The organism is Micromonospora sp. NPDC006766 (assembly GCF_040636055.1).
In the GTDB taxonomy this organism is placed as follows: Bacteria; Actinomycetota; Actinomycetes; order Mycobacteriales; family Micromonosporaceae; genus Micromonospora.
Genome location: NZ_JBEYIX010000019.1, coordinates 1 through 23,381, shown reverse-complemented (window position 1 = coordinate 23,381; position 23,381 = coordinate 1). Strand labels below are relative to the sequence as shown.

Annotated in this window: 22 protein-coding genes; 2 read left to right on the top strand and 20 right to left on the bottom strand. The window is 72.8% G+C overall.

The genetic code is table 11. The features are described from left to right. Positions 1 to 89 precede the first annotated feature (89 nt). From ABZ671_RS17740 to ABZ671_RS17720, 5 genes are all read right to left on the bottom strand, one after another. On the bottom strand, positions 90 to 1,778 hold the full coding sequence (locus tag ABZ671_RS17740) for a ribonuclease J (RefSeq protein WP_357858642.1): 1,689 nt from the start codon (positions 1,776 to 1,778) through the stop codon (positions 90 to 92). Between the two features lie 52 nt (positions 1,779 to 1,830). Beyond that, complete coding sequence (dapA, locus tag ABZ671_RS17735) at positions 1,831 to 2,757, bottom strand: 4-hydroxy-tetrahydrodipicolinate synthase (RefSeq protein WP_357858639.1); 927 nt, start codon at positions 2,755 to 2,757, stop codon at positions 1,831 to 1,833. 53 nt (positions 2,758 to 2,810) lie between these two features. Then, positions 2,811 to 3,548 (bottom strand): FAD-dependent thymidylate synthase, encoded by a 738-nt coding sequence (gene thyX, locus ABZ671_RS17730; protein WP_357858812.1) that lies wholly within the window; start codon positions 3,546 to 3,548, stop codon positions 2,811 to 2,813. A 115-nt stretch (positions 3,549 to 3,663) separates the two neighbouring features. Continuing rightward, the gene (locus tag ABZ671_RS17725) at positions 3,664 to 4,227 is read right to left on the bottom strand and encodes a DUF2752 domain-containing protein (RefSeq protein ID WP_357858636.1); all 564 of its coding nucleotides are present in this window, start codon (positions 4,225 to 4,227) and stop codon (positions 3,664 to 3,666) included. Beyond that, complete coding sequence (locus ABZ671_RS17720; protein ID WP_357858633.1) at positions 4,217 to 5,446, bottom strand: crosslink repair DNA glycosylase YcaQ family protein; 1,230 nt, start codon at positions 5,444 to 5,446, stop codon at positions 4,217 to 4,219. Before ABZ671_RS17720 ends, ABZ671_RS17725 begins: the two co-directional genes overlap by 11 nt. Positions 5,447 to 5,514: 68 nt before the next feature. Here ABZ671_RS17720 and ABZ671_RS17715 point away from each other — a divergent pair, with 68 nt between their 5' ends. Further along, a complete protein-coding gene (locus ABZ671_RS17715; protein ID WP_357858630.1) occupies positions 5,515 to 6,066 on the top strand; it encodes a GNAT family N-acetyltransferase in 552 nt (183 codons plus the stop codon). On the opposite strand, the gene ABZ671_RS17710 is transcribed toward ABZ671_RS17715, so the two are convergent. Beyond that, positions 5,965 to 7,263: a glycosyltransferase 87 family protein gene (locus tag ABZ671_RS17710; RefSeq protein ID WP_357858627.1), complete on the bottom strand. Its 1,299-nt coding sequence runs from the start codon at positions 7,261 to 7,263 to the stop codon at positions 5,965 to 5,967. The two genes, ABZ671_RS17715 and ABZ671_RS17710, sit on opposite strands and share 102 nt — an antisense overlap. 35 nt (positions 7,264 to 7,298) lie before the next feature. On the opposite strand from ABZ671_RS17710, the gene ABZ671_RS17705 reads away from it, so the two are divergent. Further along, positions 7,299 to 7,874: a GNAT family N-acetyltransferase gene (locus ABZ671_RS17705; protein WP_357858624.1), complete on the top strand. Its 576-nt coding sequence runs from the start codon at positions 7,299 to 7,301 to the stop codon at positions 7,872 to 7,874. A 51-nt stretch (positions 7,875 to 7,925) separates the two neighbouring features. On the opposite strand, the gene ABZ671_RS17700 is transcribed toward ABZ671_RS17705, so the two are convergent. From ABZ671_RS17700 to infB, 14 genes are all read right to left on the bottom strand, one after another. Beyond that, positions 7,926 to 8,402, bottom strand: coding sequence for a GNAT family N-acetyltransferase (locus tag ABZ671_RS17700; protein WP_357858621.1), 477 nt, complete (start codon positions 8,400 to 8,402; stop codon positions 7,926 to 7,928). Positions 8,403 to 8,449: 47 nt separating this feature from the next. Continuing rightward, positions 8,450 to 9,223 (bottom strand): 4-hydroxy-tetrahydrodipicolinate reductase, encoded by a 774-nt coding sequence (gene dapB, locus ABZ671_RS17695; protein ID WP_357858618.1) that lies wholly within the window; start codon positions 9,221 to 9,223, stop codon positions 8,450 to 8,452. A gap of 47 nt (positions 9,224 to 9,270) precedes the next feature. Next, positions 9,271 to 10,593: a pitrilysin family protein gene (locus ABZ671_RS17690; protein ID WP_357858615.1), complete on the bottom strand. Its 1,323-nt coding sequence runs from the start codon at positions 10,591 to 10,593 to the stop codon at positions 9,271 to 9,273. A gap of 97 nt (positions 10,594 to 10,690) precedes the next feature. Continuing rightward, positions 10,691 to 13,057, bottom strand: coding sequence for a polyribonucleotide nucleotidyltransferase (locus tag ABZ671_RS17685; protein WP_357858612.1), 2,367 nt, complete (start codon positions 13,055 to 13,057; stop codon positions 10,691 to 10,693). Between the two features lie 220 nt (positions 13,058 to 13,277). Continuing rightward, a complete protein-coding gene (gene rpsO, locus ABZ671_RS17680; protein ID WP_043962418.1) occupies positions 13,278 to 13,547 on the bottom strand; it encodes a 30S ribosomal protein S15 in 270 nt (89 codons plus the stop codon). 206 nt (positions 13,548 to 13,753) lie between these two features. Next, a complete protein-coding gene (locus tag ABZ671_RS17675) occupies positions 13,754 to 14,680 on the bottom strand; it encodes a bifunctional riboflavin kinase/FAD synthetase (protein ID WP_357858609.1) in 927 nt (308 codons plus the stop codon). 34 nt (positions 14,681 to 14,714) lie between these two features. Beyond that, a complete protein-coding gene (truB, locus tag ABZ671_RS17670) occupies positions 14,715 to 15,599 on the bottom strand; it encodes a tRNA pseudouridine(55) synthase TruB (protein ID WP_357858606.1) in 885 nt (294 codons plus the stop codon). A 63-nt stretch (positions 15,600 to 15,662) separates the two neighbouring features. Continuing rightward, entirely contained in the window at positions 15,663 to 16,976 is a 1,314-nt protein-coding gene (locus tag ABZ671_RS17665; protein WP_357858603.1) for an MATE family efflux transporter, read from the bottom strand. Between the two features lie 333 nt (positions 16,977 to 17,309). Beyond that, entirely contained in the window at positions 17,310 to 17,438 is a 129-nt protein-coding gene (locus ABZ671_RS17660) for a hypothetical protein (protein ID WP_357858600.1), read from the bottom strand. A 360-nt stretch (positions 17,439 to 17,798) separates the two neighbouring features. Continuing rightward, positions 17,799 to 18,860 carry a bifunctional oligoribonuclease/PAP phosphatase NrnA gene (locus ABZ671_RS17655; RefSeq protein ID WP_357858597.1) on the bottom strand — a complete coding sequence of 354 codons (1,062 nt, stop codon included), beginning with the start codon at positions 18,858 to 18,860 and terminating at the stop codon, positions 17,799 to 17,801. Next, positions 18,857 to 19,333 carry a 30S ribosome-binding factor RbfA gene (gene rbfA / locus ABZ671_RS17650; RefSeq protein WP_357858594.1) on the bottom strand — a complete coding sequence of 159 codons (477 nt, stop codon included), beginning with the start codon at positions 19,331 to 19,333 and terminating at the stop codon, positions 18,857 to 18,859. The genes ABZ671_RS17655 and rbfA overlap by 4 nt, the downstream gene beginning before the upstream one ends. A 144-nt stretch (positions 19,334 to 19,477) precedes the next feature. After that, positions 19,478 to 19,771, bottom strand: coding sequence for a DUF503 domain-containing protein (locus ABZ671_RS17645; protein ID WP_357858591.1), 294 nt, complete (start codon positions 19,769 to 19,771; stop codon positions 19,478 to 19,480). A 75-nt stretch (positions 19,772 to 19,846) separates the two neighbouring features. Then, complete coding sequence (locus ABZ671_RS17640; RefSeq protein ID WP_357858588.1) at positions 19,847 to 20,908, bottom strand: SAM-dependent methyltransferase; 1,062 nt, start codon at positions 20,906 to 20,908, stop codon at positions 19,847 to 19,849. Positions 20,909 to 20,986: 78 nt separating this feature from the next. Beyond that, a partial coding sequence (gene infB / locus ABZ671_RS17635) for a translation initiation factor IF-2 (protein ID WP_357858585.1) occupies positions 20,987 to 23,381 on the bottom strand: 2,395 nt, incomplete at its 5' end.

Sequence of the window (23,381 nt, the reverse complement as noted above, 5' to 3'; positions counted from 1 at the left end):
CGTCAGATCCAGCGCCCTCGGGGAGTCGTCGTGATCTATCTGACGCCGGTCCACCGGGAACGGTGGACCGGCGTCGACAGCCGGCGGGGTCAGACCTCGACGACCGTCGGGACGATCATCGGCCGGCGCCGGTACGCGTCGTTGACCCAGCGCCCGACGGTGCGTCGAACGATCTGCTGAAGCTGGTGCGGGTCGGTGATGCCGTCCGCGGCGGCCCGGTTGAGCGCCTCGGTGACCAGCGGGATCACCGGGTTGAACGCCTCCGGGTCCTCGGAGAAGCCCTTCGCCGACAGGGTCGGGCCGGCGACGACCTTGCCGGTGACCGAGTCGACCACCACGGTGGTGGCGATGAACCCGCCGTCGCCGAGGATCCGGCGTTCGGTGAGCAGCGACTCGCTGACGTCGCCCACGGCCAGGCCGTCGACGTAGACGTACCGGCTCTTCACGTGCCCGACCAGGCTGGCCCGGCCCTCGACCAGGTCGACGACGTCGCCGTCCTCGCAGATCACCACCCGGTCCGGGGCGACCCCGGACTCGATGCCGAGCCGGGCGTGCGCCCGCAGGTGCCGCCACTCGCCGTGCACCGGCATCAGGTTGCTCGGTCGGGTGACGTTCAGCAGGTAGAGCAGCTCGCCGGCCGGGGCGTGACCGGAGACGTGGACCTTGGCCACGTCCTTGTGCACCACCACGGCACCGGCCCGAGCCAGCCGGTTGATCACCCGGTAGACCGAGGTCTCGTTGCCGGGGACCAGCGACGAGGCCAGCACGACGGTGTCACCGGGGGCGATGGTGATGTGCCGGTGGTCGCCGCTGGCCATCCGGCCCAGCGCGCTCATCGGCTCGCCCTGCGAGCCGGTGGACATCAGCACGATCTGCTCGGGCGGCAGGGTGGTGGCCTCCTCGATCCCGATCACCAGGCCGGCCGGAATGTTGAGCAGGCCGAGGTCACGGGCGATGCCCATGTTGCGGACCATCGAGCGGCCGATCAGCGCCACCTTGCGGCCGTGCTCAAGTGCCGAGTCGAAGACCTGCTGCACCCGGTGCACGTGCGAGGCGAACGAGGCGACGATGATCCGCCCCTTCGCCTTCGCGAAGATCGAGTCGAGCACCGGGCCGATCTCCCGCTCCGGGGTGACGAAGCCGGGGATCTCCGCGTTGGTGGAGTCCGACAGCAGCAGGTCCACGCCCTCGGCGCCGAGCCGGGCGAAGCCCGCCAGGTCGGTGATCCGGCCGTCCAGCGGAAGCTGGTCCATCTTGAAGTCGCCGGTGTGCAGCACCAGACCGGCGCCGGTGCGGATGGCCACCGCGAGCGCGTCCGGGATGGAGTGGTTGACCGCGAAGAACTCGCACTCGAACGGGCCGAGCCGCTCCCGCTGCCCCTCCCGCACGGTCAGCGTGTACGGCTGGATCCGCCGCTCGGCCAGCTTCGCCTCGACCAGTGCCAGGGTGAACTGCGAGCCCACCAGCGGAATGTCCGCCTTGTGGGCGAGCAGATACGGCACCGCGCCGATGTGGTCCTCGTGCCCGTGGGTGAGCACGATCGCCTGAACGTCGTCGAGCCGGTCCAGGATCGGGCCGAAGTCGGGCAGGATCAGGTCCACCCCGGGCTGCTCGACGTCGGGGAAGAGCACCCCGCAGTCGACGATCAGCAGCTTGCCCTCGTACTCGAAGACGGTCATGTTCCGGCCGATGGCGCCGAGCCCGCCGAGCGGCATGATCCGCAGACCGCCTTCCGGCAGCGGCGGGGGAAGTTCACCCTCGATGTGCGCCTCGGTCACGCGTCCACCTCATTCTGCGACGCCGTCGCCCGGCGTCCGTCGTGTCGTTTGATCATTCGGGAAGTGCCAGGCCCACCGCCGCGCAGTCGGCGCGCAACTGGGCCAGTTCGTCGGCGGTGGCGTCCACCAGCGGCGGGCGCACCGGCCCGGCCGGCAGGCCCTTGGCCGCCAGACCCGCCTTCACCAGGATCACGCCCTGGGTACGGAAGATCCCGGTGTACAGCGGCAGCAGCCGCCGGTGCAGGGCGAGGGCGGTGCGGACGTCGCCCGCCTCGTACGCCTCGATCAGCTGCTTGGTCGGCGCCCCGGTGAAATGCGTCGAGGTGCCGACGACGCCGACCGCGCCGACCGCGAGGGCGGGCAGGGTCAGCGAGTCCTCGCCGGAGTAGTAGGCCAGGTCGCTGCGCGTGAGCACCTCGGAGGTGGCCGTGAGGTCGCCCTTGGCGTCCTTGACCGCGACGATCCGGCCGTGCTCAGCCAGTCGCAGCAGGGTGTCGGTGGCGATCGCGGTGCCGGACCGGTGCGGGATGTCGTACAGCATGATCGGCAGGCCGGTGGCGTCGGCGACCGCGGTGAAGTGCCGCAGCAGGCCGCTCTGCGGCGGCTTGTTGTAGTAGGGCGTGACCACCAGCAGGCCGTGCGCGCCGGCCTTCTCCGCCTGCGCGGCCAGCTCGATGGTGTGTCGGGTGTCGTTGGTGCCGACCCCGGCGATGATCCGGGCCCGATCGCCGACCGCCTCCACCACGGCCCGGATCAGGGCTTCCTTCTCGGCGTCGGTGGTGGTCGGGGACTCCCCGGTGGTGCCGTTGAGCACCAGCGCGTCGTTGCCCTGCTCGTCGACGAGGTGCCGGGCGAGCCGGCCGGCGCCGTCCAGGTCGACGGACCCGTCGGTGGTGAACGGGGTCACCATGGCCGTGATCAGTCGCCCGAACGGGCGCGACGCGTCCCGGTCGGGAGCGGCAGGGTGGTCGTGCGTCATGTTCACAACCTAGCGGACGACCACCGGGGGCCCGGCGGCGAAGGGCGCAGGAGTCACTCGGCGTGCGGGCTGGCCGCGACCTCGGTGCCGTCGGGCAAGGTGGAGATCAGGAAGTCGGCGAAGACGTTCGGCGCGACCTCCTGGAGCTGCCGCAGGCACTCCACCGCCAGCTCGCGGATCTCCACGTCGGCGTGCTCGGTGGCCCGCATCTTGATGAAGTGCCGCCAGGCCCGGTAGTTGCCGGTGACCACGATCCGGGTCTCGGTGGCGTTGGGCAGCACCGCCCGCGCCGCCTGCCGGGCCTGCTTACGGCGCAGCGTCGGGTTGGGCTCGTCGGTGAAGCGCGCCTCCAGGCCCGCCAACAGCTCGGTGTACGCCCGCACGGCCGCGTCGGTCGCCTCGACGAACTTCTTGTGCAGCTCCGGATCCTCGGCGATCACCGCGGGCTCGACCATGGCCGCGTCCCGCTCCGGCACGTACCGCTGGGAGAGCTGGGAGTACGAGAAGTGCCGGTGCCGGATCAGCTCGTGGGTGAAGGACCGGGAGACCCCGCTGAAGTAGAAGCTCACCGAGCCGTGCTCCAGCACGCTCAGGTGGCCGACATCGAGGATGTGCGCGAGGTAGCCGGCATTGGTCGCGGTGGCCGGGTTCGGCTTCTTCCAGCTCTGGTAGCAGGCCCGGCCGGCGAACTCGGCGAGGGCCTGACCGCCCTCGGCGTCGGTCGACCACGGCACGTCGTCCGGGGCCTGGAACTGGGTCCACGCGATGAGCTTGACCTGTGGCTGCACCATGTCCGGCATTCCTGCGACTGTAGTGGCCGTCCGCGCTCCGGCGAAACCTGGGCACGCCGACGTGAAACGCCGCACCACGGGTCGCCTGCGGCGGCTCGGGCGTGTCGCGCCGAGGTCAGACGTAGAGCGAGGTGAACGGGGCCCAGGGCAGGTTGCGGACCACCGAGAAGGCGAGCCACGCGACGAGGAAACCGCCGAGCACCTTCGGGCTGAGCCGCAGCTCCGGCAGCCGCCACCCGAACGCCAGGTTGCCCGCCCAGGCGACGAAGAGATACGCCAGGAAGGGCAGCGCGAAGACGAAGAGGAAATGGTGCCGGGCGGCAGCCGGCAGGTCGCCGTGCAGCACGTACCAGAGGGCGCGGGTGCCGCCGCAGCCCGGGCAGTCCAGCCCCGTGGTGAGCTTGAGCAGGCAGGTCGGCGCGGCGTCCGGGGCGCTGTGGGTGGGGTTGCTCAGCAGCGCGTACGCCATGCCCAGGCCGACACAGCCCGCGGCGGCCAGCGGCACCGCCCAGCGCGGGGCGCGGGCGTGCAGCCGCAGCACGAAACGGGTGAACCGGTCCGGCTCGACCGGCTGGTAGGCCACTGCGGCGGGCCAGGGCGTCGACCCGGGGTCGGGGCTCGGCTGCGGGTCGGGTGCGGCGGCCGGCCGGTCAACGCTCGTCACGGGCTCACCGTACACCGGCCAGGCCGGCCAGCGCGGCGGCCAGCGGCGGCGCCAGATCACCGGCGACCGGCGGGGCGACCGCGGCCAGGCCGAGCCAGCCGGCCAACCGGTAGAGCTCGGCGGCGAGCGCCACCGCGGTCTCCCCCGGGTCGACGCCCGGCTCCACCCAGGCGGCCGGCACCAGCAGCACCCCCGCCTTCCGGTCGGCCTTCAGGTCGACCCGGGCGGTGAACCGCTCGCCCTGCAGGAAGGGCAGCACGTAGTAGCCGTGCACCCGCTGCGGGGCGGGCACGTAGATCTCGATGCGGTAGGTGAAGCCGAAGAGCCGCTCGGCGCGGGCCCGCTCCCAGACCAGCGGGTCGAACGGGCTGACCAGGGTGTTGCCGCGGACCCAGCGGGGCAGCCGGGCCTGCGCGTGCAGGTAGGCCGGCTGGCGCCAGCCCGGCACCTCGACCGGGGTCAGCTCGCCCGCCTCGACCAGCTCGGCGACCGCCCGTCGGGCCCCAGCCAGCGGCAACCGGAAGTAGTCGCGCAGCTCCGGCTCGGCCGCCACGCCCAACGAGCGGGCGGCGACCGCCACCAGGGCCCGGTGCGCGTCGGCGTCGGTCGGAGTGGGTGCGTCCAGCACGGCGGCCGGCAGCACCCGCTCGGGCAGGTCGTAGCGGCGGGCGAAGGAGGTGGTGCGGTCGGCCGCGGTCACCTCGCCGGCCCAGAATAGGAACTCGAGCGCCCGCTTGACCGAGGACCAGTTCCACCCCCAGTTGCCGGTCTCCCGGGGCGCGTCGTGCTCGATCTCGGCGGCGGTGAGCGGACCCCGGGCCGCCACCTCGTCGCGGACCCGGGCGACCAGCTCGGGCTGCTCCTGGGCGATGCGGCGCATCCCGCCCCACGCCTCGTCGCGGGCCCGGGCCATCCGCCAGCGCAGCGCCGGCTGCAGGCCGACCGGGATCAGCGACGCCTCGTGCCCCCAGTATTCGAACAGGTCCCGCGGACGCCGGTAGGCGGCGCTGTCGAGCAGCTCGGTCGGGTAGGGCCCGAGCCGGCTGTAGAGCGGCAGGTAGTGGGCCCGCTGCAGGACGTTGACCGAGTCCATCTGGATCAGCCCGACCCGGTCGAGCACCCGGCGCAGGTGCCGGCGGGTGGGCACCCCGGCGGGCGGCGGGTCGGCGAAGCCCTGGGCGGCCAGGGCGACCCGGCGGGCCTGGGCGAGCGAGAGCGATTCCGGTGCGGCCATCGTCGGGCACCCTATTTCACCGGTACGACACGCTGGACCCGGCGGCCGTCGGGGCATAGAACGGACGGATGCTCACCATCCGTCGCGAGGAACCGGACGACGCCGAGGCGATCGCCCGGGTGCACGTGCGCAGCTGGCAGGCCGGCTACGCCGGGATCATGCCGGACGAGGTGCTGCGCCGGCTGAACCCGGCCGCCTGGGCGCAGCGTCGCCGGGACCTCGGCACCGCCGACCCGGCTCACCCGTTCGCCACCCTGCTCGCCGAGGTCGACGGGCGGGTTGCCGGGTTCGCCACCTTCGGCCCGTACCGGAACAACCAGGACCGGGGCGACCTCGACCACCGGTACGGCGAGATCCTGGCGGTGTACGTCGAGCCGGCGCACTGGGGCACCGGAACCGGCGGGGACCTGCTGACCGCGGCCCGGGCCGGCCTGACCGAACGGGGCTGGCAGGAATATCGCCTCTGGGTGCTCGCCGACAACGCCCGGGCCCGCCGCTTCTACGAACGGGCCGGGCTGTCACCGGACGGCGCCGAGAGCACCTATCCGGTGTCGCTGTCCGGCGGGCGCGACCCGGTGCGGCTGCGGGAGCTGCGCTACACCGCCTGTCTCGACGCGTGACGAACCCCGCTGGGCGGGCGGACCACCGGCCGGCGCGGCCGGGCGGCGGACCGGCAGGCCGAGCAGCAGCCCCAGGCTGATCCAGACGTACGTGTTGCTGCCGAGGAAGCCGGTCACCCCGCCGAAGTCCTCGTCGAACCGCCAGACGATCCGGCTGATCAGGAACGCGTACCCGATGGTCGCGGCGGCCAGCAGGATCGGGCGCCGGCGGCTGCGCGCGGGGGCCGCCATGCCGTTGTCGACCAGCAGGATCAGCGCGGGCAGCAGCCAGACCAGGTGATGCACCCAGGTCACCGGGCTGACCAGGCACATGGCGACGCCGGTCAGGGCCAGGCCGGTGGTCTCGTCGCCGGCGGCCGACGCGGCGCGGGAGCGCCACACCCAGCCGGCCAGGGTGGCGAGCACCAGCACCAGCCAGGCGACGGTGCCCGGGTGTGCCGGGTCCAGCCGGGCGAGCACCCCGCGCAGCGACTGGTTGGAGACGAAGGCCAACTCGCCCACCCGGTCGGTGTTCCACAACGCCGAGGTCCAGAACTCGCGGGAGGCGTTCGGAAAGAGCGCGCCGGCGAGCAGGGTGGCCCCGACCGCCGCGCCCATCGCGGTGAACGCGGCCCGCCAGCGCCCGGTGACCAGCAGATAGACGATGAAGATGCCCGGGGTCAGCTTGGTCGCGGTGGCCAGTCCGACACCCGCCCCGGCCCACCGGCTGCCCGCCGGCAGCAACCACAGCAGATCCACCGCCACCACGAAAAGCAGCAGCATGTTGACCTGGCCGAAGCTGACCGTCTCGCGCATCGGCTCGTAGGCGGCGGCCAGGCAGAGCGCCACCGCGAGGGCGAACCAACGGGTCCAGCCGCAGCGGCGGGCGATCGGGTCGACCAGCCACCAGATCACCACGGTGCTGACCACCACCGTCGCGACCAGGCTCACCGTCGTCGCCACGTGCCACGGCAGCCAGACCATCGGCAGCATGACCAACGCGGCGAACGGCGGGTAGGTGAAGCCGTACGGGCTGCCGGGCTTGAGGAAGTCGTAGATCTCCCCGCCGTGCACCCACCAGGTCAGCGCGCCCTGATAGACCTTGAGGTCGAAGAACTCATGCCGCACGGCCTCCTCCCGCAGGAAGGCTGCCACCGCGACGGCGAGCACCACCACGGCGACGACCTGCGCGATCGTCCGCCTGGCACCCTGCGCCACCGTCGCCTCCCTCGCCCTGCGTAGGCTCACGTGCCATGGCACTCGGGTACGTCCGCCCCGCACGTCTCCAGGACGCGGGCGAGATCGCACGCATCCAGCTCGCGACCTGGCGGGTCGCATACCGCCGGATCCTGCCTCGCCACGTGCTCGACAACCTGGACGAGGCCTACCTCACCCGGCGGTGGAGCGCGGCGGTGCAGGAGCCACCCTCGGACGCACACCGGGTGCTGGTCGCCGTCGAACAGGCCGAACAATCCTATCTGGTGGGGTTCATGGCGGCCGGTCCGGCCGACGCCGAGGCGCTCGCGCCGGGCGAGCCGGCCGACGCGCTCGGCGACGGGGTGGCCGCGGTCACCGACCTGCTGGTCGAGCCGCGCTGGGGCCGACGCGGGCACGGCAGCCGGCTGCTCGCGGCCGCAGTCGACCATTGGCGGGAGGACGGCCTCACCCACGCGGTGGCCTGGGCGTTCGACGCGGACGCGGCGACCCGCAAGTTCCTCACCTCGACCGGCTGGGAACCGGACGCCGCCGCACGCGCCCTGGACGTCGACGACATGCTGGTCCCCCAACTCCGCCTCCACGTCGCCATTCCCCCCGCCGACCAGCGTTGATCATGAGGTTGGCGGCAGCTACGGCGATCGACTTCGCCGCCAACCTCATGATCAGCGGGATTGGGCGGGGGTGAGTTCGGCGATCAGTTCGTCGTCTTCGAGGGCGCCGGTGGGGTGGAAGTTGAGGGAGCGGTAGAGGGCGGCGGCCTGGGTGTTGTCGGGGTGGTAGCTGAGGCGGACCGGGTGCCCCTGGGTGACCAGCCAGTCGGTGAGGGTGCGCACGGCGGCTCGGCCGACGCCCCGGTGCTGCTCGGCGGCGTCGATCAGCATGCCGCCGATCCAGCGCGAACCGTCGTCGTCCACGGCCCACATGACGTGCCCGACCACCGTCTCGTCCGCGTACACGGCGAGCGAGGTCCAGCCGTCCGAGCGCATGGTCAGCAGCAGGTAGCGGGCGGCCAGGGCCGGCACCCAGGCGCGCTGGTCATCGCGGGGCGCGACGTCGGCCACGGCCCGCCAGTTGTCGTCGTCGACCGGCCGCAGGGTCACCCGCCGGCCGGCACGGTCGCACAATCCAGAATCGATCATGAAGGTGAGCCTAGGCTCGGCCGGAGCGCCACCGCTGGGAGGGCGGGCTAGTCGAGCAGGGCGTCCAGGCCGACGGTGAGACCCGGGCGGTTGCGCACCGCGCGCACGGCGAGCAGCACGCCCGGCATGAACGAGGCCCGGTCGTACGAGTCGTGCCGGATGGTCAGCGTCTCACCGGTGGTGCCGAACAGGACCTCCTGGTGGGCGACCAGGCCGGTGGCCCGCACCGCGTGTACGCGTACGCCGTCGATGTCGGCGCCCCGGGCGCCCGGCACCTCGTCCTTGGTGGCGTCCGGCGCGGGGCCGAGACCGGCCTCGGCCCGAGCCTGGGCGATCAGCCGCGCGGTGTGCGTGGCGGTGCCGCTGGGCGCATCCAGCTTGCGCGGATGGTGCTGCTCCACGATCTCGACCGACTCGAAGTGCCGGGCCGCGCGGGCGGCGAACTGCATCATCAGCACCGCGCCGATGCCGAAGTTGGGGGCGATCACCACGCCCACCTCGGGCCGGTGCGCCAGCCAGCCACGCACCCGGTCGAGGCGCTGCCCGGTGAAGCCGGTGGTGCCCACCACCGCGTTGATGCCCTGGTCGATGCACCAGCGCAGGTTGTCCATGACGACGTCGGGGGTGGTGAAGTCGACCACCACCTCGGCACCGGCGTCGGCGGCGGCGAACAGCCCGTCCCCCTGGTCGACCATCGCCACCAGGTCCATGTCGGCGGCCCCGTCGACGGCCTTGCAGACCTCCACGCCCATCCGGCCACGGGCGCCCAGCACGCCGACCCGCAGCGGCTCGCCCGGATTCTTCTCCTGCTCGTCAGTCACGGGGCACAACCTATCCCAATCGGGACGCCGTCCTGCTTCAAGACCGGTCAGCGAGACGCCGCGAAGGCGGACTCGTCGAACGGGCCGACCACGGCGAGGGACATCGGTCGGCCGAGCAGCTCGGCGGCGAGGGCGTTCACGTCGTCCAGGGTCACCCCGTCGACCCGGGCGAGCAGCTCGTCCACCGGCATCAGGTTCCCGTAGAGCAGCTCACCCTTGGCCAGCCGGCTCATCCGGGAGCCGGTGTCCTCCAGGCCGAGGACGAACGAGCCCTTGCTCATCCCCTTGCCCCGGGCCAGCTCAGCCCCGGTGATCCCCTCGACGGCCACCCGAGCCAGCTCGGCCCGGGTCAGCTCCAGCACCTCGTCCACCTTGCCCGGCGCGCAGCCGGCGTAGACGGCGAACAGGCCACTGTCGGCGTACTGGCTGGCGTACGAGTAGACCGAATAGGCCAGGCCGCGCTGCTCGCGGATCTCCTGGAACAGCCGGCTCGACATGCCACCGCCGAGCACGTTGTTGAGCACCCCGAGGGCGAAGCGCCGCTCGTCGGTACGGTCGATGCCGGGGCAGCCGAGGATCACGTGCGCCTGCTCGGTCTCCTTCGGCTCGACCAGGGTGGCGGCCGGCTTCGTGCGTACCGCCGGGGCGGCTGCACGGCACGGGGCCGGCGCCGCCGGGCCGGTGTCCAGCGGGGTGCCACGCAGCGCCTGCCGGACCAGCTTGACCACGGCGGCATGGTCGAGGTTGCCGGCGGCGGCGATGACGATCTCCGGCGGGGTGTACCGGCGGCGGTAGAAGCTCTGAATCTGCCGGCGGGTCATCGGGGTGACCGTCTCCTCGGTGCCGGAGATCAGCCGGCCGAGAGGGTGGTCGCCGTAAACGGCCCGGGCGAGCAGATCATGCACCTCATCGCCCGGCTCGTCGTCATGCATGGCGATCTCTTCGAGGATCACGCCCCGCTCGGTCTCCACGTCGGCGTCGTCGAGCACCGAGTCGGCGACCAGGTCGCACATGACGTCGATGGCCAGCGGCAGGTCCTCGTCCAGCACGCGGGCGTAGTAGCAGGTGTATTCCTTGGTGGTGAAGGCGTTCGTCTCGCCGCCCACCGCCTCGATCGCCGCGGAGATGTCCAACGCGCTGCGCTTGCGGGTGCCCTTGAAGAGCAGGTGCTCCAGGAAGTGCGCGGCGCCGGCCTGCGGCCCGGTCTCGTCCCGGGAGCCGACGGCGACCCAGATGCCGAAGGAGACGCTGCGCATCGCCGGGATCGCCTCGGTGAGCACCCGCAACCCGCTGGGCAGCACGGTACGGCGCACGGTCCCGCCCAGTGGGTCGTCGCTGAGCGTACGGGTGACCGCGCGGGTCCGACTCACGGCAACCTGCTTCCAGTTCAACAAGGGGTGGATGGTGCGATGATCCGGCACGGCCGGGCGACGCGTCGGCGTCGCCCGGCCGTGTTGCCGTCAGGGATCAGCTGTGCCGGGTCCGGCGACGCGGGCGGGACTCGCCGCCGCCCTCGCCGCCCTCGCCGCCGCCCTCGCCCCGCTCCGGGCCACGGCCGCCGCGCTCGCGGTCACCCCGGTCGCGCGGGCCACGGTCGCCCCGGTCCCGGCCGGCCGGGCGCTCGGCGGCGGCCTCACCGGCGGCCGGCGCCTCGGCGCCCTCCGGGCGGACCTTGTCCAGGTAGATCTTGCCGCGCTGGTCGATGTCGGCGATCTCCACCTCGACCTTGTCGCCGACGTTGAGGAAGTCCTCGACCTTCTCGACCCGCTTGCCGTCGCCCACCTTGGAGATGTGCAGCAGGCCGTCGCGGCCCGGGAGCAGCGAGACGAAGGCGCCGAACGCGGCGGTCTTCACCACGGTGCCGAGGAACCGGTCGCCGACCTTGGGCAGGGTCGGGTTGGCGATCGCGTTGATCCGCTCGACCGCGGCCTGGGCCGACGGGCCGTTGGTCGCGCCGACGTAGATGGTGCCGTCGTCCTCGATGGAGATCTCGGCGCCGGTCTCGTCCTGGATGGCGTTGATGGTCTGGCCCTTCGGGCCGATCACCATGCCGATCTTGTCGACCGGGATCTTGACGGTGGTGACCCGCGGCGCGTAGTCGCTCATCGTGGCCGGGGCCTCGATCGCCGCCTGCATCACGTCGAGGATGGTCTGCCGGGCCTCGTGCGCCTGTTGCAGCGCGGCGGCCAGCACGTCCGACGGAATGCCGTCGAGCTTGGTGTCGAGCTGCAGCGCGGTGACGAACTCCCGGGTGCCGGCGACCTTGAAGTCCATGTCACCGAACGCGTCCTCGGCGCCGAGGATGTCGGTCAGCGTCACGTACCGGGTCTTGCCCTCGACCTCGTCGGAGATGAGGCCCATGGCGATGCCGGCGACCGGGGCCTTCAGCGGCACACCGGCCGACAGCAGGCCCAGCGTCGAGGCGCAGACCGAACCCATCGAGGTGGAGCCGTTGGAGCCGAGCGCCTCGGAGACCTGCCGGATCGCGTACGGGAACTCCTCGCGCGACGGCAGCACCGGGATGAGCGCCCGCTCCGCGAGGGCACCGTGGCCGATCTCACGCCGCTTCGGCGAGCCGACCCGACCGGTCTCACCGGTGGAGTACGGCGGGAAGTTGTAGTTGTGCATGTAACGCTTGGACTTCTCCGGGGAGAGGGTGTCCAGCGACTGCTCCATGCGGAGCATGTTCAGCGTGGTGACGCCCAGGATCTGGGTCTCGCCGCGCTCGAAGAGCGCCGAGCCGTGCACCCGCGGCAGCACGCCGACCTCGGCGGACAGCGGGCGGATGTCACGCGGGCCGCGGCCGTCGATGCGGACCTGCTCGCGCAGCACCCGGCTGCGGACCTCGGACTTGGTCAGCGACCGGAAGGCGGCGGAGAGCTCCTTCTCCCGGCCCTCGAAGCGCGGGCCCAGCTCCTCGACGACCTTGGCCTTGACCCGGTCCAGGGCCTCCTCGCGGTCGTGCTTACCAGCGATCTTGAGAGCCTCGGCGACCTCGCCGCGGGCCAGCTCGGCGACCGCGTCGTACGCGTCGTCCTGGTAGTCCAGGAAGACCGGGAACTCGGCGACCGGCTTGGCGGCCACCTCGGCCAGCTCGCTCTGCGCCCGGCACAGCTCCCGGATGGCCGGCTTGGCGGCCTCCAGGCCGCTGGCGACGACCTCCTCGGTCGGGGCCGGGGCCCCGCCGGCGACCAGCGCCGCGGTGTGCTCGGTGGCCTCGGCCTCGACCATCATGATCGCGACGTCGCCGTCCGGCAGGGACCGCCCGGCCACCACCATGTCGAAGGTGGCCCGGGCCAGCTCATCGTGGGTCGGGAAGGCGACCCACTGGCCGTCGACGTGCGCCATCCGGGTGGCCCCGATCGGGCCGGAGAACGGCAGGCCGGAAAGCTTGGTCGACATCGAGGCGGCGTTGATCGCGACGACGTCGTACGGGTGCTGCGGGTCGAGCGCGAGCACGGTCTCGACGACCTGGACCTCGTTGCGCAGGCCCTTGACGAAGGACGGGCGCAGCGGCCGGTCGATCAGCCGGCAGGTGAGGATGGCGTCCTCGCTGGGCCGGCCCTCGCGGCGGAAGAACGAGCCGGGGATGCGGCCCGCGGCGTACATCCGCTCCTCGACGTCCACCGTCAGCGGGAAGAAGTCGAACTGCTCCCGCGGCTGCTTGCCGGCCGTGGTCGCGGAGAGAACAACCGTCTCGCCGAGCTGGGCGATGACGGAGCCGGCGGCCTGGCGGGCCAGCCGGCCGGTGGAAAAGGTGATCTCACGGGTGCCGAACGCCCCGTTGTCGATCACTGCGGTACGGGCTTCGGTGCCGAGTCGGTTCTCGGTCATGGTGCGGCAATGCTCCTTTGCATCGGGGGCCCACGACGCGGGAGCTGCTCAGACGGCCGGTCTTCGATCGAAGCGCCCGGGTGACCGGCGGATGCCGGGGTGCCCGGGGGCCACTACCGGAGACCGGTACGCCGACCGGCTCCCTCTCAGGTGGTCGCGTGGCCCGGTTCTTCAGTGGTACCGGAACGGGGGAGTGGCCGCTGGCCACTCCCCCGTCACGTCACCGGCGCAGGCCGAGCCGCTCGATGAGCGACCGGTAGCGGTTGATGTCCTTCTTCTGGACGTAGTTGAGCAGCCGACGGCGACGGCCGACCAGCAGCAGCAGCCCACGGCGGCTGTGGTGGTCGTGCTTGTGCACCTTCAGGTGCTCGGTGAGCTCGGCGATCCGCTTGGTGAGGACAGCGACCTGCACCTCCGGCGAACCGGTGTCGCCCTCGGCGGTCGCGTACTCCGCGCGGATCTTTGCCTTGGCTTCCTGGTCGAGCGCCATGTTCTCCCTGTTTCGTGGGTGGTTCGATGAGGTCCGTCGGACCGGTCTCAGTGACCGGAGATCGGACCGGTCCTCGCGCCCGCGGCGTCGTGCAGGCACGCGAGGCCCCACGTCGGTCAGCCGACGTCCCCGCCAGACTACCAGCCCGGTCGGGAACCGCCCGGTGAAGGGCGGTGCGCCGGCCGTGCCGGGGTCGTCCGGCGGGCTCAGCCGAGCGCCCGGCGGGTCTGCTCCACGTCCTCGGCGATCTGCGCCACCAACGGCTCGATCGAGTCGTACGTCCGCTGTTCCCGCAGGTGCGCCACGAAGTCCAGGGCCAGCCGCTCGCCGTACAGGTCGCCGGAGAAGTCGAGCGCGTACGCCTCCACCCGGCGCTCGCGGCCGGAGAAGGTCGGGTTGGTGCCGACGGAGACGGCCGCCGCGAGAGGTTCCCGCCCGCGGCGCACCAGCCGGGCGGCGTACACCCCGTCGGCGGGGATCGCCGCGTACCGGTGGGTGAGCAGGTTGGCGGTGGGGTAACCCAGCTCACGTCCGCGCTGGTCGCCGCGGACCACCACGCCCTCGACCCGGTGCGGGCGCCCGAGCGCGGCGGCCGCCGCGGCCACGTCGCCCGCGTCGACGCAGGAGCGGATGTACGTGGAGGAGAAGACCGTCCCCGCCTCGGCGACCAGCGGGGCGCCCTCCACCCCGAAGCCGAAGGTGCGGCCCAGCCGCTCCAGCAGGGCCACGTCACCCGCCGCCTTGTGCCCGAAGCGGAAGTTGTCGCCGACCACCACCAGCGCGGCGTGCAGGTGCTCGACCAGGACGTCGTGCACGAACGCCTCGGCCGGCAGTCGGGAGAACTCCGGGGTGAACGGCACCACACAGAGCACGTCGACGCCGAGCGCCTCGATCAGTTCCGCCTTGCGGGCCGGCTCGGTGAGCACCGCGGGATGCGAGCCGGGTCGGACCACCTCGGCCGGGTGCGGGTCGAACGTCACCACCACCGACCGGACGCCCAGCTCGCGGGCGCGGGCGACGGCGTGGCCGATGGTGGCCTGGTGCCCCTTGTGCACCCCGTCGAAGACGCCGATGGTGACCACCGAGCGCCCCCAGCCCCCGGGTGCCGCCTCGTACCCCCGCCACCGTTGCATTCCGGCTCCTCCCCTGCTCACGCCGCCGTCGTCGTCAGGCGGGGGCCAGCACGATCTCCGCGCGGGCCCGCCCGTCCCGCTCGCTGACGATAGCGATCAACCCGCCGTCGGGTCCGAAGACGGCGTACGGGCCGGCGATGCCGGCCGCGTCGAGCGGGCCGCCGTGGGCGAGGACCTTCGCCTCGTCGCCGGTGGCGTCCCGGCGGGGAAAGAACCGGTCGGCGGCCGCGGCCAGCGGCAGGTTGACCACGTCGGGGGCGCGCTGCTCCAGCGTGTCGAGGGTGGCCGCCTCGGCCAGGGTGAAGCCGCCCACGGCGGTGCGGCGCAGCGCGGTCAGGTGGCCGCCGACCCCGAGCGCCAGGCCTGCGTCCCGGGCGATGGCCCGGATGTACGTCCCGGACGAGCAGGTCACGTCCACGTCCACGTCCACCACGTCCGGGGTGTCCCGGCGGACTGCCAGGACGTCCAGCCGGGAGATGGTGACCCGGCGGGCGGGCAACTCGACGGCCTCCCCCTCGCGGACCCGCTTGTACGCCCGCTGACCGTTGATCTTGATAGCGCTGACCGCACTGGGCACCTGGTCGATCTCGCCGCTCTGGGCGGCCAGCGCGGCGCGGATCGCGTCGTCGGTCACCCCGACGGTCGAGGTGGTGGCGATCACGTCGCCCTCGGCGTCGTCGGTGACGGTGGCCTGGCCCAGCCGGATCGTCGCCGTGTAGCTCTTGCCGGCACCGATCACGTAGGTGAGCAGCCGGGTGGCCCGTCCCACCCCGATCACCAGCACCCCGGTGGCCATCGGGTCCAGCGTGCCGCCGTGCCCCACCCGCCGGGTACGCGCCAACCGCCGGATCCGCGCCACCACGTCGTGGGACGTCATCCCGCCCGGCTTGTCGACCACGATCAGACCGTCTGTGCTCACGACCGCCAAGCGTGCCAGACCGGTCAGCTGCCCCGCCGGGCGGGCGGGCGGGCCGGGCTCGCCTCAGCGGACCGCGCCGACCACCGCCCAGCCGCCGGAGCGCAGCCGCAGCAGCAGCGCGACCAGCCGGAGCACCACGAACAGCGTCAGCCCGGCCCAGATCCCGCCCAGCCCGAGGTCGAGCCCGTAGGCCAGCCAGATGGCCGGCAGGAAGCCACCCAGCGCCGCCACGATGGTGAGGTTGCGCAGGTAGCGGACATCCCCGGCGCCGATCAGCACGCCGTCGAGGGCGAAGACCACCCCACCGATCGGCTGCAGCGCGACCAACCACGGCCAGGCGAGCATCGCCTGGCCGCGTACCTGTGGATCAGCGCTGAACCAGGACGGCACCAGGCCGGCGCCGGCGGCGATGAGCACGGCGAAGGCCACGCCGCAGGCCCCGCCGAGCAGCGCGATCCGGCGGGCCAGGGCGCGGGCGCCGGCCGCGTCGCCGGCGCCGAGCGCCGCACCGATCAGCGCCTGCGCGGCGATCGCGAGGGCGTCCAGCAGCAACGCGGTGAAGAACCACAGTTGTACGGCGATCTGGTGGGCGCCGACCGCAGCGGCGCCGAACCGGGCGGCGACGGCGGTCGCGGACAGGAAACTCGCCTGGAAGGCGACACCCCGGACGAGCAGGTCGCGGCTGAGCACGAGCTGCTGGCGGATCAACCGCGGCCGGGGGCGCAGCGAGACCCGCTCGCGCACCAGCGCCGCCGCGAACAGGCCGCCGGAGATGGTCTGCGCGACCGCGTTCGCCACCGCCGAGCCGACCAGGCCGAGACCGGCCGGGTAGACCAGCAGCGGGCAGAGCAGCGCGGAGAGCAGGTTGGGGGCGAGTACGAAGAGCAGCGGACGTCGGGTGTCCTGGATGCCGCGCAGCCAGCCGTTGCCGGCGGCGGCCAGCAGCAGGCCGGGCGCGCCGAGCGCCGCGACCCGCAGCCATCCGGCGGCGGCGTCGGCCACCTCGCCGGGACCGCCGACGAGGGTACGTGCCAGCCACCCGCCGCCGATCTGGATGGCGAGCGCCATCAGCACGCCGACGCTCAGGGCGAGCCAGGACGCCTGAACGCCCTCGGCCACCGCCGCGGCCCGGTCCCCGGAGCCGAACCGCCGGGCGGACCGTCCCGTGGTGCCGTACGCGACGACGGTGCCGAGCCAGGCGGTGAGGGTCAGCACCGTGCCGCCGACGGCGAGCGCGGCGAGCGGGACGCGGCCCAGGTGGCCGACCACCGCCGTGTCGACCAGGACGTAGAGCGGCTCGGCGGCGAGCACGACGAGGGCCGGCAGGGCGAGCGCGGCGATCCGGCGGGGTGACGCCGTGGCGGTGGTCTGGCTCATCGCGGCCGATCCTGACACGCCAAAGGTAAGGAGCACAACCCCAGCTGTCGCTTACCGTGCGGGCTCCCGGGCGAGGCCTGCCAACCTGGGGCCCCACGGTCTGTCAACGTCGTACGGTGAGGCCATGACGGCCCGCGGCGAGGTGATCGTCGACTGCCTGAACCCCTCGGTCCCGCTCGCCCTTGCGCTCCGCCGGGCTCTGGGCCTCGCCGCCCAGGGCACCCCACCCCCCGCTGACCTCTCCCGCCCAGCCGCCGCCCCCAGCGTCCCAGCGTGCCGAGCTGCCGTCGATCATGAGGTTGGCGGTCGCGGGGGGCGGGGGGAGCGGTGTTGTTACTGGCGGGTGTCCATTGAGGTCTGCAGGGCGCGGCGCAGCTGCTCGCGGGCGTCGTCGGTGGTGGTGGTCTCGGTTTGCGGCTTGCGCTTGGTGGCCATGGGAATCCCTTCCAGGGTGCGGGCCACCGGCGCTGGGTGGCCCTGGGCGTCGTCCGACACCTTGAGCTCGGCGCGTCTGGCGCCGCGACGTGGAGTCGTCGTCCTGCTGGACGCCGGGGCGGCGGTCCGGGATCACCGGAGCGGCTCGCCTGGCAGCGTGAGCCCGGGTCGGTCAGACCCTGAGGAGAGGCGGCACCGGGTGGGCGCCACCGCCCGTGACCAGCGCCGAATTAGCGCGCCGGCCCTCCTAAATTAACGTTCACTTTCCACATGCTGCCCACTGTTCCCGGCATACGGACACCCGGCGCGGCCTGATCCTGCCCAGAATCAGGAATCAGGCCGCACTTTCGAAGAAGTGCGGCCTGAGAGTGCCGTGAGGGGCTAGTTTCAGGGACGTTGTCCGGATCTTGCCGGCAGCGCCTCGTCCAGCTCGGCGCGGATCTGGTCCAGCACCTCGTCGACGGTGCCCCGGCCGGTGAACCCGGCCGCGAACCGGTGCCCGCCACCGCCGAGCGCCACCGCCACCCGGCTCACGTCCACCGCGCCCTTGCTGCGCAGCGAGACCGCCCACTCGGCGGCGGCCACCTGCTTGACCACGCAACTCACGTCCGCCTCGGCCGTGCAGCGCACCGAGTCGATCAGCGCCTCCAGCACGTACGCCGGCTGGCCGTACCGGGCCAGGTCGTCCTGGGTGGCGTACGTCCAGACCAGCCCGCGCCCGGCGGCGGCCGCCGGTTCCAGCCGGGCCCGGCCCAGCACCTCGCCGAAGAGCTGGACCGCGCCGAACGGCCGGGTGTCGAAGATCCGCCGGGAGATGTCCCCGGGCCGAATGCCGGTGGCCAGCAGCCGGGCCGCCATCCGGTGCACCTCGGGCGTGGTGGCCTCGAAGCGGAACGAGCCGGTGTCGGTGCTCAGCGCCACATAGAGGCAGGTGGCGATCTCCGCGTCCAGCGGCACCCCGAGCCGGTCCAGCAGCCCCTCGGCGACCATCGAGGTGGCCGCCGCGTGCGGGTCGACCAGGTGAATGCCGCCGAACCGGGTGTTCGAGGCGTGATGATCCAGCACCAGCGCCGCCCCGGCCTTGTCCAGCCGGTCGACCAGGTCACCCAACCGGGACTCGCTCGCCGCGTCGAAGCAGATGACCAGATCCGGATCCGGGTACGCGGCGTCCTGCGGCACGAGCAGCTCCAGGCCGGGCAGCCAGCGGAACGGCTCGGGCACCTCCGGCGGCCCGGGAAAGGTCGCCTGGAGGTGCCGTACGCCCCACCGGCGCAGGCCCAGCCCGAAGCCGAGCATGCTGCCCAGCGCGTCGCCGTCCGGGTTGACGTGACAGATCAGCAGCACCCGCGCGTCGGCGGGGAGCGCGCGTACCGCCGCGACGGCGGCCGCCCAGTCGGCGTCGGTGGGACCGGCACCGGCCGGCGTACCGCCCTCGGCGGGTGCGGTCACCGAAGGTCGCCGCGCGGCTCGTCGTCGCCGGTCTCGTCGCCCTCCTCGGCCTCCTCGTCGTCCACCCGGTACGGCTGCGCCTCGCCCGCGTACTGGGCGCTGGCCGCCAGCCGCTGCACCTCGGCGTCCCGGTTGCGGGCCGCCGCGAGCAGGTCGTCGATGTGCTTGACCTGATCCTGCACGTCGTCGAGGACGAACGTCAGGGTCGGCGAGTGGCGCAGCCCGAGGGCCTTGCCGACCGTGCTGCGCAGCATGCCCTTGGCGCTCTCCAGCGCGGCGGCCGTGCTGGACTGGGCTGCCGCGTCGCCGAGGACCGTGTAGAAAACGGTGGCGTCGCGCAGGTCGGCGGTGATCCGGGCGTCGGTGATGGTGATCATCCCGAGCCGGGGGTCCTTGATCTGGCTCCGCACCACCGACGCGACCAGTTCACGGATACGCTCCGCGTGCCGGCGTACCTTGGCCGGATCCGTCATGTCCCCCACCTCCAGGGCTTCTTTGTGCTCACCGCAAACCCTACCCGCGCTGCCCCGCCCCCCGCGCAGCGCCGCCAGCTTGTAAGGAAGGGCCCCTGTTAACACCTGCAGCCCGGCGCGTGCCCGGGCCCGTGCCGGGCTCACTCAGTCCTCGCCGCCGTAGAGGCGGCGGCGGACGGACAGCAGCTCGGCCTCCGGGCGGGCGGCCACCAGCCGCTCGCAGGAGTCGAGCACCTCGCGGACGTGCGCCGCTTCGGCGGCCACCACGGCCACCCCGATCTCGGCCCGCCCGTGCAGGTCGAGCCCCCCGACCTCGGCGGCCGACACCTCGAACCGGCGCAGCGCGGCGACGATCGGCCGGACGTACGAACGCTTGGCCTTCAGGGACCGGGAGTCCCCCGGCAGCAACAGGTCGAAGTGCGCAGTTCCCGTGTACACGGCGAGCAACGGTACGCCCAGGCCAACGTCTGGGGCACCCGATTTCCGCCGACGGCTCCGGGGCCCGGCGCGGTGCTACGAGCTGCGGTCGTCGCCCGGAGCCACCGCCACCAGCACGTCCCGGTCGATCGCCTGATCGACCCGGTGCGCGAGGTCCCGCCAGCCGGGCCCGTCCACCACCCGCAGGCCGGCCCCGGCCAGCACCGCCTCGGCCGCCGCCCGCGGCGCCACCTGGGTGTTCCAGGACAGCCCCAGCGCCCCGCCGGGGCGCAGCAGTTGCCGCCAGACCGGCACGGCCGAGCCGAGCAGGTCCAGCGGGCTGCGTGACAGCACCTGCCCGGTACGGCTGCCGTGCGCCACCCCGTACGGCGCGTCGGTGACGATCACGTCGGCGCAGGCCGGCCGGAGCACCTCCCGGGCCCGGGTGGTGTCGGTGTGTAGCACGGTGACCCGCTGGGTCACGCCGGCCCGGTGCGCGTCCCGCGACGGCGCGAGCACCGCCTCGAACCGCCGGGCGACGAGCCTGCGGTCCCGGCGTACCGGCACCGACTCGGCGGTGTGTTTGAGCCGCTTGCGGCGCAGCCAGGTACGCAGAAACGCCGCGTACGCGTCCACGTCCTTGCCGTCGTGCTCGACACCGATGCCGTCGTAGCCGTACATGAGTGCCTGATTAAGCGTGGTGCCACGTCCACAGAGCGGGTCGAGCACCACCAGTTGCCGGTCCAGCATGCCGCCGGCCGAGGCGGAGGCCAGCAGGGTGACGTTGAGCAGCAGCCGGGTGAACTGCTCGTTGGTCTTGCCGGCGTACTTGGGGATGGTGATCAGGTCGGTGTCGTACCGGGCCAGGGGGTGCAGCGGCACCGGCCGGAGCAGATCGTCGGCCACCCGCTCGAACAGCGCGTACGCCGCCGACAGGTTGGCCAGGTACGCCAGGTCCCGCGCGCCCAGTCCCGGCGTCGGCGTGGTGAAGGTCAGGTACTCCACCCCACCGATCCGCTCCACCGCGATGTCACCGGGTACCGCGTCGAGCACCCCCGAGCCGGCGAAGACCGCCATTTCGGCGCGGGCCAGCCGGCTGGCCGCGTCGGCGTAGACCCGGTTGGCGGAGGGGGCGAGGAGCAGCGCGTACCTGAGCACGCGGGAGATTGTCGCAGCCGACGCAGACGGCGACGGCCGGGGCCCAGTGGGCCCCGGCCGTCTCCTCGTTCACACCGCTCAGGCGCGCGGCTTCTCCCGCATCTCGAAGGTCTCGATGATGTCGCCGACCTGGACGTTGTTGAAACCGCCCAGCGTCAGACCACACTCGAAGCCCTCGCGGACCTCCGTCGCGTCGTCCTTGAACCGCTTGAGGGAGCTGATCGTGAGGTTGTCCGCCACGACCGCCCCGTCCCGCAGCAGCCGCGCCTTGGCGTTGCGGCGGATGATGCCGGACCGGACGATACAACCGGAGATGTTGCCGATCTTGGACGAGCGGAAGACGTCGCGGATCTCCGCGCTCCCCAGCTCGACCTCCTCGTACTCCGGCTTGAGCAGCCCCTTGAGCGCGGCGTCGATCTCCTCGATGGCCTGGTAGATAACGGTGTAGTACCGAATCTCCACGCCCTCGCGGTCGGCGATCTCGCGGACCTTGTTGGCGGCCCGCACGTTGAAGCCGATGATCGTGACCGCCTCGGACGAGGCGCTCGCGAGCATGACGTCGCTCTCGGTGATCGCACCCACGCCCCGGTGGATGATCCGAAGCTGGACCTCCTCCGGGATGTCGAGGTTGAACAGCGCGTCCTCGAGGGCCTCCACGGAACCGGAGCCGTCGCCCTTGAGCACCAGGTTGAGCGAGGTCTTCTCGCCCTCCTTGAGCTGCTCCATGAGCGTCTCGAGGGTGGCCCGGCCACGGGAGTTGGCGAATGCCGCCGCCCGCCGCCGCGCCTGCCGCTGCTCGGCGATCTGCCGCACGGTCCGGTCGTCCTCGGCGGCCAGGAAGGTGTCACCCGCACCCGGCACCGTGGTCAGACCCAGCACCATGACCGGACGCGACGGACCGGCTTCGTCGACCGGCTTGCCGTTCTCGTCCAGCATGGCCCGGACCCGGCCGTGCGCCCCTCCGGCGACGATCGAGTCGCCGGCCCGCAGGGTGCCCTTCTGCACCAGCACGGTCGCCACCGAACCGCGGCCCTTGTCCAGGTGCGCCTCGATCGCGACGCCCTGCGCCGGCCCGTCGATCGGAGCGGTCAGCTCCAGCGACGCGTCGGCGGTCAGCAGCACGGCTTCGAGGAGGTCCTCGATGCCGATGCCGGGCTTCGCGGCCACGTTGACGAACATGGTGTCGCCGCCGTACTCCTCGGCGACCAGGCCGTACTCGGTCAGCTGCTGGCGGACCTTGTCCGGGTTGGCCTCCGGCTTGTCGACCTTGTTGACCGCGACCACGATCGGCACCTCGGCCGCCTTGGCGTGGTTCAACGCCTCGATGGTCTGCGGCATGACGCCGTCGTCAGCCGCCACCACCAGCACCACGATGTCGGTGACCTGGGCACCGCGGGCACGCATGGCGGTGAACGCCTCGTGGCCCGGGGTGTCGATGAACGTCACCGCCCGGTCTTCGCCCTCGTGCGGGACGTGGACCTGGTAGGCGCCGATGTGCTGGGTGATGCCACCCGCCTCGCCGGCCACGACGTTCGCCTTGCGGATCGCGTCGAGCAGCTTGGTCTTACCGTGGTCGACGTGACCCATGACGGTCACCACCGGCGCACGGCTGACCAGGCGGTCCTCCGACACCACCGCGTCGAGGTCGATGTTGAACTGCGCGAGCAGCTCACGGTCCTCGTCCTCCGGGCTGACGATCTGCACGTCGAAGCCGAGGTGCTCACCCAGCAGCAGCAGGGTTTCGTCGGAGCACGACTGGGTCGCGGTCACCATCTCGCCCAGGTTGAACATCTCCTGGACCAGCGAACCCGGGTTGGCGTTGATCTTGTCGGCGAAGTCCGACAGCGAGGCGCCACGGGACAACCGGACGACCTGACCCTGACCGCGGGGAGCACCCGAGGACATGGTCGGGGCCGACAGGTTGTCGAACTCCTGTCTGCGCTGCTTCTTGGACTTGCGGCCCCGGGTCGGCCGACCACCCGGACGCCCGAAGGCACCCGCGGCGCCGCCGCCACGGCCACGACCGCCGCCACCCGGACGACCACCACCGCCGGCCGGGGCACCCGGACGGAAACCACCGCCGGGAGCACCGGCACCGCCGCCGCCACCGGGACCGCCACGGTAGCCACCGCCACCGCCGCCGCCACCGGGACCGCCGCGGAAGCCACCGCCACCGCCGCCGCCACCGGGACCGCCGCGGAAGCCACCGCCACCGCCGCCGGGGCGACCCGCGCCGCCACCAGGACCGCCACGACCGCCACCGGGGCCGCCAGGGCGACCCGTGGTGGGACGCTGGCTCGGCATCGAGGCCGGGCTGGGCCGCGGCGGCATGGACGCCGGGCTGGGCCGCGGCGGCATGCCGGCCGGGCTCGGACGGGGGCCGCCGGCACCGGCGGCCGGCGGCCGCTGCTGCTGGCCGCCCTGGATGCCGAACGGATTGTTGCCGGCGCCGCGCGCCGGCGGACGACCACCC